Annotated in this window: 17 protein-coding genes; 4 read left to right on the top strand and 13 right to left on the bottom strand. The window is 64.5% G+C overall.

Annotated features, from left to right (window positions below; translation table 11 throughout):
• Positions 1–106: 106 nt before the first annotated feature.
• The 4 genes from glpD to EC839_RS19530 all read right to left on the bottom strand — a co-directional run bounded on the left by glpD (position 107) and on the right by EC839_RS19530 (position 5,139).
• A complete protein-coding gene (glpD, locus tag EC839_RS19515) occupies positions 107–1,636 on the bottom strand; it encodes a glycerol-3-phosphate dehydrogenase (protein ID WP_007162741.1) in 1,530 nt (509 codons plus the stop codon).
• 156 nt (positions 1,637–1,792) lie between these two features.
• A complete protein-coding gene (locus EC839_RS19520; protein WP_007162742.1) occupies positions 1,793–2,557 on the bottom strand; it encodes a DeoR/GlpR family DNA-binding transcription regulator in 765 nt (254 codons plus the stop codon).
• 170 nt (positions 2,558–2,727) lie between these two features.
• Complete coding sequence (gene glpK / locus EC839_RS19525; RefSeq protein ID WP_132833027.1) at positions 2,728–4,236, bottom strand: glycerol kinase GlpK; 1,509 nt, start codon at positions 4,234–4,236, stop codon at positions 2,728–2,730.
• A 30-nt stretch (positions 4,237–4,266) separates the two neighbouring features.
• The gene (locus EC839_RS19530) at positions 4,267–5,139 is read right to left on the bottom strand and encodes an MIP/aquaporin family protein (protein WP_027601308.1); all 873 of its coding nucleotides are present in this window, start codon (positions 5,137–5,139) and stop codon (positions 4,267–4,269) included.
• Positions 5,140–5,435: 296 nt separating this feature from the next.
• On the opposite strand from EC839_RS19530, the gene EC839_RS19535 reads away from it, so the two are divergent.
• The gene (locus tag EC839_RS19535; RefSeq protein ID WP_007162745.1) at positions 5,436–6,218 is read left to right on the top strand and encodes a PhzF family phenazine biosynthesis protein; all 783 of its coding nucleotides are present in this window, start codon (positions 5,436–5,438) and stop codon (positions 6,216–6,218) included.
• A gap of 48 nt (positions 6,219–6,266) precedes the next feature.
• Here the strand turns inward: EC839_RS19535 and argF are convergent, their stop codons facing one another.
• Positions 6,267–7,184 (bottom strand): ornithine carbamoyltransferase, encoded by a 918-nt coding sequence (argF, locus tag EC839_RS19540; protein ID WP_007162746.1) that lies wholly within the window; start codon positions 7,182–7,184, stop codon positions 6,267–6,269.
• A gap of 194 nt (positions 7,185–7,378) precedes the next feature.
• Entirely contained in the window at positions 7,379–7,783 is a 405-nt protein-coding gene (locus EC839_RS19545) for a DUF3597 domain-containing protein (RefSeq protein WP_007162747.1), read from the bottom strand.
• 244 nt (positions 7,784–8,027) lie between these two features.
• Between EC839_RS19545 and grxD the strand changes: the two genes are divergently transcribed.
• Complete coding sequence (grxD, locus tag EC839_RS19550) at positions 8,028–8,354, top strand: Grx4 family monothiol glutaredoxin (protein ID WP_007162748.1); 327 nt, start codon at positions 8,028–8,030, stop codon at positions 8,352–8,354.
• Between the two features lie 58 nt (positions 8,355–8,412).
• Here grxD and bfr read toward each other — a convergent pair whose 3' ends face one another.
• The 4 genes from bfr to pyrC form a co-directional block, all read right to left on the bottom strand.
• Positions 8,413–8,892, bottom strand: coding sequence for a bacterioferritin (bfr, locus tag EC839_RS19555; protein ID WP_007162749.1), 480 nt, complete (start codon positions 8,890–8,892; stop codon positions 8,413–8,415).
• 192 nt (positions 8,893–9,084) lie between these two features.
• On the bottom strand, positions 9,085–9,300 hold the full coding sequence (locus EC839_RS19560) for a bacterioferritin-associated ferredoxin (RefSeq protein ID WP_007162750.1): 216 nt from the start codon (positions 9,298–9,300) through the stop codon (positions 9,085–9,087).
• Between the two features lie 110 nt (positions 9,301–9,410).
• Positions 9,411–10,082, bottom strand: coding sequence for a ribonuclease T (gene rnt / locus EC839_RS19565; protein ID WP_371099723.1), 672 nt, complete (start codon positions 10,080–10,082; stop codon positions 9,411–9,413).
• Between the two features lie 2 nt (positions 10,083–10,084).
• A complete protein-coding gene (gene pyrC / locus EC839_RS19570) occupies positions 10,085–11,128 on the bottom strand; it encodes a dihydroorotase (RefSeq protein WP_007162752.1) in 1,044 nt (347 codons plus the stop codon).
• A 141-nt stretch (positions 11,129–11,269) separates the two neighbouring features.
• Here pyrC and EC839_RS19575 point away from each other — a divergent pair, with 141 nt between their 5' ends.
• Positions 11,270–12,220, top strand: a complete 951-nt coding sequence (locus tag EC839_RS19575) for an OmpA family protein (RefSeq protein WP_007162753.1) — start codon at positions 11,270–11,272, stop codon at positions 12,218–12,220.
• Positions 12,221–12,337: 117 nt separating this feature from the next.
• On the top strand, positions 12,338–13,555 hold the full coding sequence (locus EC839_RS19580; protein WP_007162754.1) for an argininosuccinate synthase: 1,218 nt from the start codon (positions 12,338–12,340) through the stop codon (positions 13,553–13,555).
• Positions 13,556–13,605: 50 nt separating this feature from the next.
• Here the strand turns inward: EC839_RS19580 and EC839_RS19585 are convergent, their stop codons facing one another.
• The 3 genes from EC839_RS19585 to EC839_RS19595 form a co-directional block, all read right to left on the bottom strand.
• Positions 13,606–13,785, bottom strand: coding sequence for a PA3496 family putative envelope integrity protein (locus EC839_RS19585; RefSeq protein WP_007162755.1), 180 nt, complete (start codon positions 13,783–13,785; stop codon positions 13,606–13,608).
• 141 nt (positions 13,786–13,926) lie between these two features.
• A complete protein-coding gene (nth, locus tag EC839_RS19590; protein ID WP_007162756.1) occupies positions 13,927–14,565 on the bottom strand; it encodes an endonuclease III in 639 nt (212 codons plus the stop codon).
• Positions 14,562–15,536, bottom strand: a complete 975-nt coding sequence (locus tag EC839_RS19595) for an RnfABCDGE type electron transport complex subunit B (RefSeq protein ID WP_007162757.1) — start codon at positions 15,534–15,536, stop codon at positions 14,562–14,564. Before EC839_RS19595 ends, nth begins: the two co-directional genes overlap by 4 nt.
• Between the last annotated feature and the right edge of the window lie 25 nt (positions 15,537–15,561).

The following is a 15,561-nucleotide window of genomic DNA, read 5'->3' on the forward strand; positions in this document are numbered from 1 at the left end:
CCTATGCTCTGACGCCCCTGGCCAGTCCTTGCCGGGTCGATTACCGGTGAGTTCTGACCGCGTCCCCGAGCGGATTGCCCGCCCGGGAGACAATTCTTCTCGGGTCTCAGGCCGCGTTGCTGCCCTTGGTGGCCTGGGCCGGTTCCGAATGCGCCAGGAAGTCTTCCAGGGCCGCCCGCTCGGCGTCGGTGAACACCAGGCCCAGCTTGGTCCGCCGCCAGAGCACGTCATCGGCACGGGTGACCCACTCATGACGCTGCAGGTATTCCACCTCACGCACATGCAGATCGGCGCCTAGCACCGCACCCAGCTCCTCCACGGAGCGCGAATCGCCCAGCAGGGTCCAGACGCGGCTGCCGTAGGTGGTCGCCCAGCGTTGTGCCAGGGCCGGCGTCAGGCCGCTGACCTTGTCCAGCAATTCGCGGGTCAGCGCCTGGGGCGTGGTCATCTGCTCGCCGCCGGGCAGCGGTGCCGAGGCGGTCCAGCTGTTGCCCAGCTGCGGGAAGAAAGGCTGCAGCTGCGCCATGGCCGATTCGGCCAGCTTGCGGTAGGTGGTCAGCTTGCCACCAAACACCGACAGCAGCGGCGCGCCCTGTTCCTCGGCCAGCGACAGGGTGTAGTCGCGGGTGATGGCCGAGGGGTTGTCCGATTCGTCGTCGCACAGCGGGCGCACGCCGGAAAAGGTGTGCAGCACGTCGTCGCGGCTGAGCTGCTTGCGGAAGTGGGCGTTGGCCACCCCGAGGACGTAGTCGATTTCCTGGTCGGTGATGGTCACCTTGGCCGGATCGCCCTGATACTCGCGATCCGTGGTCCCCACCATGGTGTACTGGCCGAGGTAGGGAATGGCGAAGACGATACGGCGGTCTTCGTTCTGCATGATGTAGGCCTGCTCGCCTTCGTACAGCTTGGGCACGATCACGTGGCTGCCCTGGATCAGGCGGATGCCATAGGGCGACTTCTGTTGCAGGTCCTGGCGGATGAAGCTGGCGACCCAGGGGCCGGCGGCATTGACCAGGCCCTTGGCGCGGATCTGCTGGCGGCCCTGGGGCCCCTCGACCTCGACTTCCCAGTGACCCTCGACGCGCCGGGCGCTGACGCAGCGGGTGCGGGTGACGATGTCGGCCCCCTTGTCGCGCGCCTGCATGGCGTTGAGCACCACCAGGCGGGCGTCATCCACCCAGCAATCGGAATATTCGAAGCCGCGCTTGATCTCGGCCTTGAGCGGCCCCTGGGCATCGAACTTCAGGCCACGGGAGCCCGGCAGCTTTTCGCGCTTGCCGAGGTGGTCATAAAGGAAGAGACCGGCACGGATCATCCAGGCCGGACGCAGGTGCGGACGGTGGGGCAGGACGAAGCGCATCGGCTTGACGATATGGGGCGCCTTGGCCAGCAGCACCTCACGCTCGGCGAGGGCTTCGCGCACCAGGCGGAATTCGTGATGTTCCAGGTAGCGCAGGCCACCATGGATCAGCTTGCTGCTGGCGGAAGAGGTATGGCTCGCCAGGTCGTCGCGTTCACAGAGAAACACCGACAGACCCCGACCGGCTGCATCGGCCGCGATGCCTACACCGTTGATGCCACCGCCGATGACGGCGAGATCGTAAGTCCGGGGAGTTGCAGTGGGTGCCTGGGCCATGATGCCTCCTGTGAAACGAACATAATTATTCGGTTTCGAACATAATAGCCCAGCAAAAACTCAGGTTCTAGCCAAGCCTGTGGCTTAAGACCGCTAAAACGAAAAAAAACGAATATAGACAGAGGCGAGGCGACGAATGGTCGTCGCCTCGAGGGATCAGCGCGGACGCGCCACTTCGACCTTGACCTGCCACTCGCGCAGGCAGCGTGCGAAGGCCGGGGAAGGCTCCTGCTCCGTGAACAGCTGGTCGATCTGTTCCAGGCTGCCCAGGCGGATCATGGCGTTGCGGCCGAACTTGCTGGAGTCGGCGGCGAGAAACACCTGGCGGGCGTTATGGATGATGGCCTGGGAGACGCAGACTTCCTGGTAGTCGAAGTCCAGCAGGGTGCCGTCTTCGTCGATGCCACTGATGCCCACCAAGGCGTAGTCGACCTTGAACTGCTTTATGAAGTCGGCCGTGGCCTGGCCCACCACGCCACCATCGCTGCGCACCTTGCCGCTGGCGATCAGTACGTCGAAGTCGTCCTTGGCGCTGAGGATGTTGGCCACGTGCAGGTTGTTGGTGATGACCTTGAGGCTGCGATGCCCGAGCAGGGCATGGGCGATGGCCTCGGTGGTGGTGCCGATATTGATGAACAGCGAGGCATGGTCGGGCACAGCCGCAGCCACGGCTTCGGCGATCAGGCGCTTTTCCTCGCGCATCTGGCCCGCTCTCATGCTGTATTCGGTGTTTTCCACGCTGGAGTCATGGGCGGCGCCCCCGTGGTAGCGCCGTAGCAGCCCGGCTTCGGCGAGCTGATTGATGTCACGACGGATCGTCTGGGGGGTGACGGAGAAATGCTGGGCCAGCTCTTCGATGCTGACGTAGCCGCGCTCACGGACCAGTTCGAGAATCTGCTGTTGGCGAGGCGCCAGGCTCATTACGGCTTCCTTGAGGTGATCGAGTAAATTCACAGAGGATGCCGTAGCTCTATCCAGGTGGAAAGCGCTTGTCGCGCAAAGCAAGACCGGCGTCGGAAGACGCCGGCCTCGTGGGGGAGCCTTGCGGGAAGCGGCCGGCAGGTGCCGGTCGCCTCCCGGTCGGATTCGACTCAGTCCAGCGCCCAGCCGCGGGTACGCTCGACGGCCTTCTTCCAGCCCTTGTACAGGCTGTCTCTCTTGGTCGGATCACAGGCCGGTTCGAATACGCGCTCGATGGTGCTCTTGCTGCGCAACTCGTCCAGGCTGCTCCAGAAGCCGGTGGCGAGACCGGCCAGGTAGGCCGCGCCGAGGGCGGTGGTCTCCTTCATTTCCGGCCGCTCGACCCGGGTGCCGAGCACGTCCGATTGGAATTGCATGAGGAAGTTGTTGGCGGTGGCGCCGCCGTCTACCCGCAGGGACTTCAGGGCTTCGCCGGCGTCCTGCTGCATGGCATCCAGCACATCGCGGGTCTGGAAGGCGATGGATTCCAGGGTGGCGCGAATGATGTGGTCCACCTTGACGCCGCGGGTCAGGCCGAACAGCGCGCCGCGGGCATAGGGATCCCAGTAGGGCGCGCCCAGGCCGGTGAAGGCCGGGACCAGGTAGACGCCGTTGCTGTCGGTCACCTTGGTGGCGAAATACTCGGAATCCAGGGAATCGTTGATCACCTTGAGTTCGTCGCGCAGCCACTGGACGGTGGAGCCGCCGTTGAAGATGGCGCCTTCCAAGGCGTAGTTGACCTCGCCGCGGGGACCGCAGGCGATGGTGGTCAGCAGGCCGTGCTGGGACTGCACCGCCTTCTCGCCGGTGTTCATCAGCAGGAAGCACCCGGTGCCATAGGTGTTCTTGGCCTGACCCGGCTCCACGCACATCTGGCCGAACAGAGCCGCCTGCTGGTCGCCGGCGATACCGGCGATGGGGATGCCGGTGGTCTGGCCGCTGCCCAGGTGCGCCTGGCCATAGACCTCGGAAGAGGACTTCACTTCCGGCAGCATCTCGCGCGGGATGTCCAGCACCTCGAGCATGGTGGCGTCCCACTCGCGCTTGTGGATATCGAACAGCAGGGTACGCGAGGCGTTGGTGTAGTCGGTCACGTGGGCCTGACCCTGGGTCATCTTCCAGATCAGCCAGGTGTCCACGGTGCCGAACAGCAGTTCGCCGCGGCGGGCGCGTTCACGGCTGCCTTCGACGTGGTCGAGGATCCACTTGATCTTGGTGCCCGAGAAATAGGGGTCGATCACCAGGCCGGTGGTCTTGCGGATATGGTCTTCCATGCCGTCGCGCTTGAGCTGGTCGCAGATCGCGGTGCTCTGGCGGCTCTGCCAGACGATGGCGTTGTAGATGGGACGACCGGTGGTCTTGTCCCAGACGATGGCGGTTTCACGCTGATTGGTGATGCCGATGGCCGCGATCTGCTCGTTGCTGATGCTGGCCTGGGCCAAGGCCTCGACGAACACCGCGCTCTGGGTGGCCCAGATCTCCATGGGATCGTGCTCGACCCAGCCGGCCTGCGGATAGATCTGCGCGAATTCGCGCTGGGCGATGGTCACCACATTGGCATTGCGGTTCAGCACGATGGCCCGCGAACTGGTGGTGCCCTGGTCGAGCGCGACGATGTACTGCTTGTTCTGGTCGGTCATGGTCTTGTTCCTTATTGTGATTCGCGGCGATCAGGACGCTTTGGAGGCGGAGGTCACTTCGGTGCGGGCACTGTCCTCGGCCTTGGCCGGAACGTCGCAGGCACCGGAGGCCAGGCCGGGCAGATGGCGGCAGATCAGCGCCTTGTAACCGGCGGCGCCCAGGCAGGCACCGACGATGGGGCCGAAGATGGGCACCAGGAAGTAGGGGATGTCACGGCCACCGGTGAAGGCGATCTCGCCCCAGCCGGCAAAGAAGGTCATCAGCTTGGGTCCGAAATCCCGCGCCGGGTTCATGGCGAAGCCGGTCAGCGGGCCCATGGAGCCGCCGATCACGGCGATCAGCAGGCCGATCAGCAGGGGCGCGAGCGGGCCGCGGGGCAGACCGTTGCCGTCGTCGGTGAGGGCCATGATCATGGCCAGCAGGATCGCGGTGATGACGGCTTCGACGAGGAACGCCTGGCCAATCGACAGGGAAGGATGGGGGTAGGTGGAGAAGACGCCGGCCAGCTCCAGGCTCGCCTGGCTGCCGCGGACCATGTTGTGGGCCTGTTCATAATCGAAAAACAGGCTGCTGTAGAGGCCGTAGACCAGAGCCGCGCCGCAGAAGGCACCGGCGACCTGAGCCAGGATGTAGGCGGGCACCTTGCGTCTTTCGAAGCCGCCGAACAGCCAGAGGGCGATGGTGACGGCCGGGCTGAGATGCGCGCCGGAGACCCCGGCGGACAGGTAGACCGCCATGCTCACACCCACGCCCCAGATGATGCTGATTTCCCACAGGCCGAGGGTGGCACCGCCGACCTTCGCGGCCGCCACGCAACCTGTGCCGAAAAAGATGAGGAGGGCTGTGCCGAGGAATTCGGCGATGCATTGACCGCGTAGCGTTGGAGCGAGAAGAGTACTCATGGAGGAGCCTCGTGGTTGTTGTATTTATAGGTGGCCGGGGAGCCATTTGTTCGCAACCGAAAATCTAATTTCAAATATGAAAACTGTCAAAGCTCCTGAGCGCAAAAACAGTGACGACGTTCGACAATTCATTGCCGATGCGACGCCGCCTGCTATTTTGGTCATAGGACTTCTGGCGACAACCGGCCCGTTGGCAGGTCTCAAGAGGTAGCCGTCGCGGCCAGGGATCATCAGGGGTCTGGTGCCCGCGCGACGGCGACGCTCGCTGTTTTTCTTCTTCTGCTCAGGTAGCGCGCATGCCCCTAGAATTTCATCAGGTCGATGCCTTCACCGATCAGCCCTTTCGCGGCAATCCCGCCGCGGTCTACCGCCTGGACAGCTGGCCAGCCGACGAGCTGCTGCAGCGGATCGCCACCGAGCACAATCTTTCGGAAACCGCCTTCGTGGTGCAGGAGGGAGATACCTGGCGCATCCGCTGGTTTACCCCGCGGACCGAGGTGCCCCTGTGCGGCCATGCCACCCTGGCCGCGGCGCATGTCCTGTTCGAGGTGTATGGCGAGGCGGGCGACCGACTGGCGTTCATCAGCCAGTCGGGCGTCCTGCGCGTGTTTCGCGAAGTGGACGGCCTGCTGGCGCTGGATTTCCCTGCGCTAGTGCCCACGGAGCTGGGGGTGACCCCTGAACTGGAGCGTGCCCTGCGGGTATCGCCGGTGGATGCCCTGGCGGCGGACAAGCTGCTGGTGCTGTTGGAATCGGAACAGGCGGTACGGGACTGCAAGCCGGATCTGGCGGCCATCGCCCGGCTGCCCTGGCAGGGCGTCATCGTGACCGCGCGTGGCCAGGAGGTCGACTTCGTGTCGCGCTTCTTCGCCCCGGCGGTGGGCGTGGATGAGGATCCCGTCACCGGTTCGGCGCATTGCAGCCTGATTCCCTACTGGTCGCGGCGACTGGCCAAGCGGATGCTCACCGCCCAGCAGCTTTCGGCGCGGGGTGGGCAGCTCAGGTGTCGGCTGGAAGGGGATAGGGTCAGCATCGCCGGACGCGCGGTAACGGTCATGCGCGGGCAGCTGCTGCTGTGATGGTGAGACCTCGGCGGCCAGGGTGCGGCCGAGGTCTTCGGCTCCGGATCAGGCGTGCAGTGGCGGCTTGATGAGGAATTCGAGCAGCGCCTTCTGGGCATGCAGGCGATTTTCGGCTTCGTCCCAGACCACGGCGCGCGGGTCGTCCAGCAGGGTATGGCTGATCTCTTCGCCGCGGTGCGCCGGCAGGCAATGCATGAAGAGGACATCCGGCGCGGCGCCATCGAGCAGCTCGGCGGTGACCTGGTAAGGCTTGAAGGCTGCCAGGCGCAGGCGGGTTTCCTCTTCCTGGCCCATGGAGGTCCAGACGTCGGTGCTGACCAGGTGCGCCTGGGCCACGGCCTCGCGCGGATCCCGGGTCAACCGGACGCGCTCGCCGGCACGTTCGAGAAAGCGCGGATTGGGCTCGTAGCCTTCCGGGCAGGCGATGCGCAGATTGAAGTCGAGTTGTTCGGCCGCCTCGATATAGCTGTTGCACATGTTGTTGCCGTCGCCGATCCAGGCCACGGTCTTGCCACGGATATCGCCGCGGTGTTCGAAGAAGGTCTGCATGTCGGCCAGCAGCTGGCAGGGGTGCAGATCGTCCGACAGGCCATTGATCACCGGCACCTGGGAATGGGCGGCGAAGGTGGTCAGCATCTCGTGGGCGTAGGTGCGGATCATCACGCCATCGAGCATGCTCGACATGACGCGAGCGCTGTCCGGGACGGGCTCGCCACGGCCGAGCTGGGTGTCACGGGACGAAAGGAAGATCGCCTGGCCACCGAGCTGGATCATGCCGGCCTCGAAGGAGAGGCGGGTGCGAGTGGAGGCCTTCTCGAAGATCATGCCCAGGACGCGATTGCGCAGGGGCTCATGCAGCACCCCCCGATTGCGCAGGGCCTTGAGCTCGATGCCGCGTGCGATGAGTTGCCGGAGTTCCTCGGGGGAACAGTCCATGAAAGAAAGAAAGTGGCGAACCGTCATTTCGTTACCCTAGCGTCCCGTCCCGGTAACGGCCGTCCATGGAGGGCGCGGCGAACCTGAGAGCATGCCGTTTCAAACGGCGGAAAGACCAAAGGCGAAATGGTATAAGTTCATGTCGCATTTTACCACCATCCCAGCCTAGGCCCTTCGTTTCGGGCGGCTAGCCTGGGACGGGGTAGCGGAGGGGAGGCGCCTTACAGCAGGTCGGCGGGTACGTTGCCGCCGTTGTCGGCCAGCTTCTGCAGAACGGCCTTATGCAGCCACATGTTCATTTGGGCGGAGTCGCCCATCTTGTCGGCGGGGCAGTTCAGCTCCTTGGCCAGCTCCTGGCGGGCGGTCAGGCTGCTGTCCAGATCGAGCAGCTTGAGCAGGTCGACGATGGAGGTCTTCCAGTTGAGCTGTTCGCCTTTCTGGGCGGCCAGACCGTCAAGCTTGGCGGCGACGTCCACCTGGCTCATGGGGGTGGCGCCGGTCGGGGCGGCCGGGCTGCCGGCGGGTGCGGCGGTATCGGTCGCGCCGGTGGTGGGCGCAGCGGCGGGGGTATCCGCATGGGCTTCACCAATGCCGAGCTTTGAGAGGATCTTGCTGAACAGGCTCATGGAGTTCTCCTGGGTCTTGGATCAGGCGCACCGAGCGGCGCCTACCCTTAACCTGACCACGGCCCGGGCGCCAAAGTTTTGCCTGGCGCCGCTCCGGATGGTCATGGTGCTGGCGAACGGCCGGGTCGGAACGTGGTCGATTGCCAGGTCGAGCCGCGCCTGTCACGGGCTGGACGTCGCGGAAATCCCGGCGTTCCACCGGCCTTTCCGTTACAATCGTCCCACCGTATTAGCGAGGTGCATCGTGGACATCATCGATACCATCAAAGACCAGATTGCCAACAATCCCGTGCTGCTCTACATGAAGGGTTCGCCGAACGCGCCTCAGTGCGGCTTCTCTTCCCGTGCCGCTCAGGTGCTGATGGCCTGTGGCGAGAAATTCGCCTACGTCGACATCCTGCAGAATCCGGAAATCCGCGCCAATCTGCCCAAGTACGCCAACTGGCCGACCTTCCCCCAGCTGTGGGTCGGTGGTGAACTGGTCGGCGGCAGCGATATCCTCGCCGAACTCTATGAGAAGGGCGAATTGCAGACCCTGATCAAGCAAGCCGTGGAAACCAAGGACGCCTGAGTCCCTGGCCCACAAAAAAGCCCGCAACGTGCGGGCTTTTTTGTGGGCATCTGCCCGATCAATCGTCGTCGTCGTGCATCTGCGACTGGATGTAGTTCTCGATCCCGACACTGCCGATGAGGCTCAGCTGGGTTTCCAGCCAGTCGATGTGTTCTTCCTCGGATTCGAGAATGTCCTTGAGCATGTCGCGGCTGACGTAGTCCCGTACGCTTTCGCAGTAGGTGATGGCGTCACGCAGATCGGCCACGGCGCTGATTTCCAGGCGCAGGTCGCACTGGATCATCTCCTGGGTGTTCTCGCCGATCATCAGCTTGCCCAGGTCCTGCAGATTGGGCAGGCCTTCCAGGAACAGGATGCGCTCGATCAGGCGATCGGCGTGCTTCATCTCGTCGATGGATTCCTTGTACTCGTGATGGCCGAGTTTGCGGATACCCCAGTCGTTGTACATCCGCGAATGCAGGAAGTACTGGTTGATGGCCACCAGTTCGTTGCCGAGGATCTTGTTCAAATGCTGGATGACGGTGATATCGCCTTTCATGGCCGGACCTGCGAATGGGGTGGGATTGCCGGCAGTCTGAGCGTGGAACAGCCCTTTGTCAAAAGCTTAAGTTGTTGAAAAATCGACGAAAATCGAACGGTAATCGGAAGCTTTTCCATCCTTTCCGTAAGCATTTGATTAGACAATAAAAAAGCCGGACCCAGGGTCCGGCTTTTTTTACAGGGCTTGCGCTCAGGCGCGCGGCACGTCCAGCGCGTAGGCGAGCTGCTGGGCGCCGTGCAATTCGCCGAGGGTTTCCTTGACCACCTGCTTGGCCAGGCAGGCGCACTTGCCGCACTGGGTGGCGCAACCGGTGCTTTCCCGAACTTCCCGATAACTGCAGCAGCCCTCGTAGATGGCTTCACGGATCTGCTTGTCGGTCACGCCACGGCAAAGACACACGTACATGGATCGCCTGCTGTATGAGTGGAGGTGCCGCCAAAGCTAATGACAATGAGAATGATTGTCAAAGTTGTAGGCGGCAAAATCTCATCAAAGGCAGGATCGGCGACGGACGGTCAGTCGAGATCGACCCAGCCACCCATCTCCCGCCAGCGATTGACGATGCCGCAGAACAGCTCGGCGGTCTTCTCGGTGTCGTAGCGGGCCGAGTGGGCTTCGCGGTTATCGAATTCGATGCCGGCCGCCTGACAGGCCTTGGCCAGCACCGTCTGACCATAGGCCAGGCCGGCGAGGGTCGCGGTATCGAAGCTGGAGAAGGGGTGGAAGGGGTTGCGCTTCAGGCCGCAGCGCAGCACCGCGGCATTGAGGAAGCCCAGGTCGAAGCTGCTGTTGTGGCCGACCAGGATGGCCCTCTTGCAGCCGCTGGACTTGAGCGACTTGCGCACGCCCTTGAAGATCTCGCTGAGCGCCTGCTCTTCACCCACCGCCATGCGCAGCGGATGGTCGAGCTTGATGCCGGTGAATTCCAGCGCCGCTGCCTCGATGTTGGCGCCGGCGAAGGGTTCGACGCGGAAGAAGTAGGTGTGGTCCGGATAGAGCACGCCTTCCTCGTCCATGGCCACGGTGGTGGCGGCGATTTCCAGCAGGGCATCGGTGGCGGCGTTAAAGCCGCCGGTCTCGACATCCACCACCACCGGCAGGTAGCCGCGGAAGCGACGTGCCATGGGGATGCGCGAGTCGGACATCGGCTGGCTGGCGTCCAGTTCGTCGCTGAAGGTCTCGTCCATGCTCATGCACCCACCTCCAGGCGCCAGCGCAGGGTCTCGCCGGCGCGCAGCGGAATCACCTCGTGATCACCGAAGGGCAGGGAGGCGGGCGCCTGCCAGTCCTCGCGCACCAGGGTGACGGTCTCGGTATTACGCGGCAGGCCGTAGAAATCGGCACCGAAGTGGCTGGCGAAGCCTTCCAGGCGGTCGAGGGCATCGCGGCTCTCGAAGGCCTCGGCATAGAGCTCCAACGCGCCATAGGCGGTATAACAGCCGGCGCAGCCGCAGGCCGCTTCCTTGGCGTGACGCGCGTGGGGCGCCGAATCGGTACCGAGGAAGAATTTGGGATTGCCGCTGGTGGCGGCGTCCAGTAGGGCGCTCTGGTGGGTGTTGCGCTTGAGGATCGGCAGGCAATAGAAGTGCGGCCGGATCCCGCCCACCAGCATGTGGTTGCGGTTGTACAGCAGGTGGTGGACGGTGATGGTGGCGCCGACGTTGGCTGGGGCCTCGCGCACGAAGGCGGCGGCGTCGCCGGTGGTGATGTGCTCGAACACCACCTTGAGCGTCGGGAAGCGCTGGACGATGCGCACCAGGTGCTCGTCGATGAATTTCTTCTCACGGTCGAAGACGTCCACCTCCGCGTGGGTGACCTCGCCGTGCACCAGCAGCGGCAGGCCGATCTCGGCCATGGCTTCCAGGGTGGGGAAGAGGTTGTCCAGCGAAGTCACGCCGGAATCGGAGTTGGTGGTGGCGCCGGCCGGATAGAGCTTGGCGGCATGCACGAAGCCACTGGCCTTGGCGGCGCGGACGTCTTCCGGGCTGGTGCGGTCGGTGAGATAGAGCACCATCAGCGGTTCGAAGCGGCTGCCGGCCGGGCGTGCCGCCAGGATGCGCTCGCGATAGGCGGCGGCCTGCTCGGCATTGCGCACCGGCGGTACCAGGTTGGGCATGACGATGGCGCGACCGAATTCCCGGGCGGCGTCGGCGACGGTCTGCTGCAGGGCGGCGCCGTCGCGCAGGTGAATGTGCCAGTCATCGGGACGGGCAAGGGTGATCCGGTCGGTCATGCGGGATTCCAGGCTGCGGGAAAGTAGGGAAATGCTACCGGAAAAGGGGGTAGCCGGCACCCGTGCGGCGGGACCGCGCTCAAGTTTTCCGCGCCCTTGACCGATAAGAACCCCAGGTACTTTTTCTTTCCGGAGTCCGACGTGCGCCCGCGTTACCTCTTCCTTTCCTGTCTGCTGCTTGCCGTGCCGGCCTGGGGGATGACCTTCCAGAGCCGACTCGAGAGCGTGGAATGGAAGGTGGAGGGTGACATCTTCGCCTGTCGCCTGCTGCAGCCCATCCCGCGCTTCGGCAGTGGTGGCTTCCTGCGCCGCGCGGGCGAGTCCACGGTGTTCGAACTGCGGCCCAATGGCCAGTGGTTGCCGGCGGGCAGCGCCAGCCTGAAGGCGGCGGCGGTACCCTGGAAACCGGGGCTGGGCGATATCAGCCTTGGCTCGGTCAAGGTGGTTGAGGGCGAGCAGGCGCTGGCCAGCAGCGCGCAGCAGGCGCAGCGCCTGCTGGCGGGGCTGATGGAGGGGCGCATGCCCCAGGTGAGTCGCTCGGGGGCCCTGGACGACCGCGTCGAGGTGCGACTGCTGCCAGTGCGCTTCGAACCGGCCTACCAGCAATTCCAGGCCTGCACCCAGAAGCTGCTGGCGGTCAACTTCGAGCAGATCCGCCATTCCCAGGTCAATTTCCCGGGTGGCGGTGATACCCTCGACGACCTCGCCAAGGCCAAGCTCGACCTCATCGACGAATACCTGAACGCCGATCCGACGGTCAACCACGTCATCGTTTCCGGCTACAGCGACAACCAGGGCACCCGCCTGGACAACCGCCAGGAATCGCGGCTGCGCGCCATCGCCGTGATGGAGTACCTCAAGAGCAAGGGCTTCGCCGCGGAGCAGATCGAATTGCGCTTCTTTGGCGAGCAGTACCCCGTGGCGCCCAACACCAGCAAGGCCAATCGCGCGCTCAACCGCCGGGTGACCCTGGTGTTCTCGCGGGTCCCGCCGAGCGGCGAGCCGCCGGCTGCGCCAGCCACCAGTACCGCGGCCAATCCGGCCGAATCGCCGGCGCCCACCCCGGCACCGCTGGCCAAGCCCAAGGGCTGATCCGCCCCGACCGCATGTCGCCCAGACATCAGAGTGCGTCGCGCCCCTGTAAAAGCAGCGAGGCGACCAGTAGAATTGTCGCTTTCCGACTCAACGCAATACACGGGAGCGAACGGCATGGCGGATGTGAAGAAGGTAGTCCTGGCGTATTCCGGCGGCCTGGACACCTCGGTGATCCTCAAGTGGCTGCAGGATACCTATAACTGCGAAGTGGTGACCTTCACCGCTGACCTCGGCCAGGGCGAGGAAGTCGAACCGGCACGTGCCAAGGCCAAGGCCATGGGCGTCAAGGAAATCTACATCGACGACCTGCGCGAAGAATTCGTCCGCGACTTCGTCTACCCGATGTTCCGTGCCAACACCGTCTACGAAGGCGAGTACCTGCTGGGTACCTCCATCGCCCGTCCGCTGATCGCCAAGCGCCTGATCGAGATCGCCAACGAGACCGGCGCCGACGCCATCTCCCACGGCGCCACCGGCAAGGGCAACGACCAGGTGCGCTTCGAGTTGGGCGCCTACGCCCTCAAGCCGGGCGTCAAGGTGATCGCGCCCTGGCGCGAGTGGGACCTGCTGTCCCGCGAGAAGCTGATGGACTACGCCGAAAAGCATCAGATCCCGATCGAGCGCCACGGCAAGAAGAAGTCGCCGTACTCCATGGACGCCAACCTGCTGCATATCTCCTACGAGGGCGGCGTGCTGGAAGACACCTGGACCGAGCACGAAGAAGACATGTGGCGCTGGACCAAGTCCCCGGAAGCCGCGCCGGATACCCCGACCTATCTCGAGCTGACCTACCGCAACGGTGACATCGTCGCCATCGACGGCAAGGAACTGAGCCCGGCCACCGTGCTGGCCGAACTGAACCGCATCGGCGGCGAGAACGGCATCGGTCGCCTGGACATCGTCGAGAACCGCTATGTGGGTATGAAGTCCCGTGGCTGCTACGAGACCCCCGGTGGCACCATCATGCTCAAGGCCCACCGCGCCATCGAGTCCATCACCCTCGACCGCGAGGTAGCCCACCTCAAGGACGAGCTGATGCCCAAGTACGCCAGCCTGATCTACACCGGCTACTGGTGGAGCCCCGAGCGGCTGATGCTGCAGCAGATGATCGACGCCTCCCAGGCCAACGTGAACGGCGTGGTGCGCCTGAAGCTGTACAAGGGCAACGTCATCGTCGTCGGCCGCAAGTCCGACGAGTCGCTGTTCGACGCCAACATCGCCACCTTCGAAGAAGACGGCGGCGCCTACAACCAGGCGGACGCGGCGGGCTTCATCAAGCTCAACGCCCTGCGCATGCGCATCGCCGCAGGCAAGGGCCGCACCCTGCTGTAAGGGTCGCCCCGCACGAGAGAACCCCAGCCTCGGCTGGGGTTTTTTATGGCTTACAGATCGAAGTCGTACTCGGAAATCTGCCGCTTCAGGCGGCGCTCTTCGAGCATGTTGTCGATCAGCCGCCGCTTGGTCAGGTTGGTCTTGCTGACGACGGGTTCGACGGTCTCGGGCGCTTCGCCATCGGTCTCGAAATCATCGTCTACATCGATATCGCTTTTGTCTTCGGCCATTGGTAACTCCTGCAAGGCTGGACAGGATCACACGCACTCATCGACAGGGCTGCGGGACCTTTTCGCGCACCTTATAACGACAAAGCAGGGGCCGGTAAAAAAGATTTTTTCAATCGCCAAAGGGCTTTGACAGGCCCTTTTTCAATCGTCAGAGGTTTTCGCCTTGTATTCGCAGAGATCCTCAATCCGGCAGCTGCCGCAGCGGGGCTTGCGCGCCTGGCAGACATAGCGGCCGTGCAGGATCAGCCAGTGGTGGGCATCCAGCAGGAAATCCCTGGGCACCACCTTGAGCAGCCTGAGTTCGACCTCCACCACGTTCTTGCCGGGTGCCAGGTTGGTTCTGTTGCTGACCCGGAAGATATGGGTGTCCACCGCCATGGCGAGCTGGCGGAAGGCGGTGTTGAGCACCACGTTGGCGGTCTTGCGGCCCACGCCGGGCAGCGCCTCCAGTTCCTCACGGGTCTGGGGCACCTCGCCGCCATGGCGCTCCAGCAGCAGCCGGCAAGTCTCGATGACGTTCCTGGCCTTGCTGTTATAGAGGCCGATGGTCTTGATGTACTCCGACAACCCCTCCACGCCCAGGTCCAGGATGGCCTGGGGGGTGTTGGCCACCGGATAGAGGCGGGCGGTGGCCTTGTTGACGCTGACATCGGTGGCCTGGGCGGAGAGGATCACCGCGATCAGCAACTCGAACGGTGAGGCGTAGGCCAGTTCCGTCTTGGGATCGGGATTGTCCTCGTGCAGGCGGCGAAAGATCTCCAGGCGTTTGGCGGCGTTCATGGGCGGGTCGGGGTTTCCAGTGCGGCAAGACGGTGGGCAGCCTGCTGAGCGGCGCCGCGCAGGGTAGCCAGTTGAGTGCTCTGCTCGGGGGTGGGCGCGCTACCGAAGGCGCGCTCGGCCTTGGTCAGCTGGGCACGCGCCAGGGTGGCGGCGATGCGGGCCTGCTTGAGGGCGGCGGGGTCGGTGGCTGGCGTCGTCAGGGCCGGCGCCCTGGCGGTGGCCGCTCCACGCTGCGCGCTGTCCAGGGCCACCTGGGCCTGCTCGGCGGCTTCGCGCAGTTGCTGCACCTGGGCCTCCAGGGCCGGTGTGCCGTACTGCACCAGTTGCCGTTCAGCCTTTTGCAGGGCGACGCGGGCCATGGCAGCGGCGATCTTCAAGGGTTTGACCGCAGCGTCCGCGGTGACCGGCATCTCCGCCGGCGTGCTGAATGCAGGAGGCACCTGCCGCCGCTGGCGTTCGGCCTCCAGGCGCTCGCGGTCGCGCTGCAGGCGCGCCTGGCGGGCGTCGAAGCGGCGGCGGTAGTACTGCGCACGCTGACGCTCCGCCGGGCGACCGACCGGGGCTGGTACCGCCACCAGGTCGATGCAGTCCACCGGGCAGGGTGCCAGGCACAGTTCACAACCGCTGCATTCGCTCTCGATGACCGTGTGCATCAGCTTGGCTGCGCCAAGGATGGCGTCGGTGGGGCAGACCTGGATGCACTTGGTGCAGCCGATGCAGTCGGCCTCGCGAATCACCGCGCGCTGGCTGGGCGTCACTGGGTAGGGCGAGTCCAGGGGCAGTGCCGGACGCTGGAGCAGCGCCGAAAGCTCGAGGATGGTGGCGGTGCCGCCGGGTGGGCACTTGTTGTGCGCTTCGCCCGCGGCGATGCCCGCCGCATAGGGCTGGCAACCGGGATGGCCGCACTTGCCGCACTGGGTCTGCGGCAAGAGGGCGTCGATGGCGGTGATGAGGGTAGGTTGAGCGTTCATGGCTTGCACTTGAAAGGACGGCGCC

This window comes from Pseudomonas sp. JUb52 (genome assembly GCF_004341115.1).
In the GTDB taxonomy this organism is placed as follows: domain Bacteria; phylum Pseudomonadota; class Gammaproteobacteria; order Pseudomonadales; family Pseudomonadaceae; genus Chryseomonas; species Chryseomonas oryzihabitans.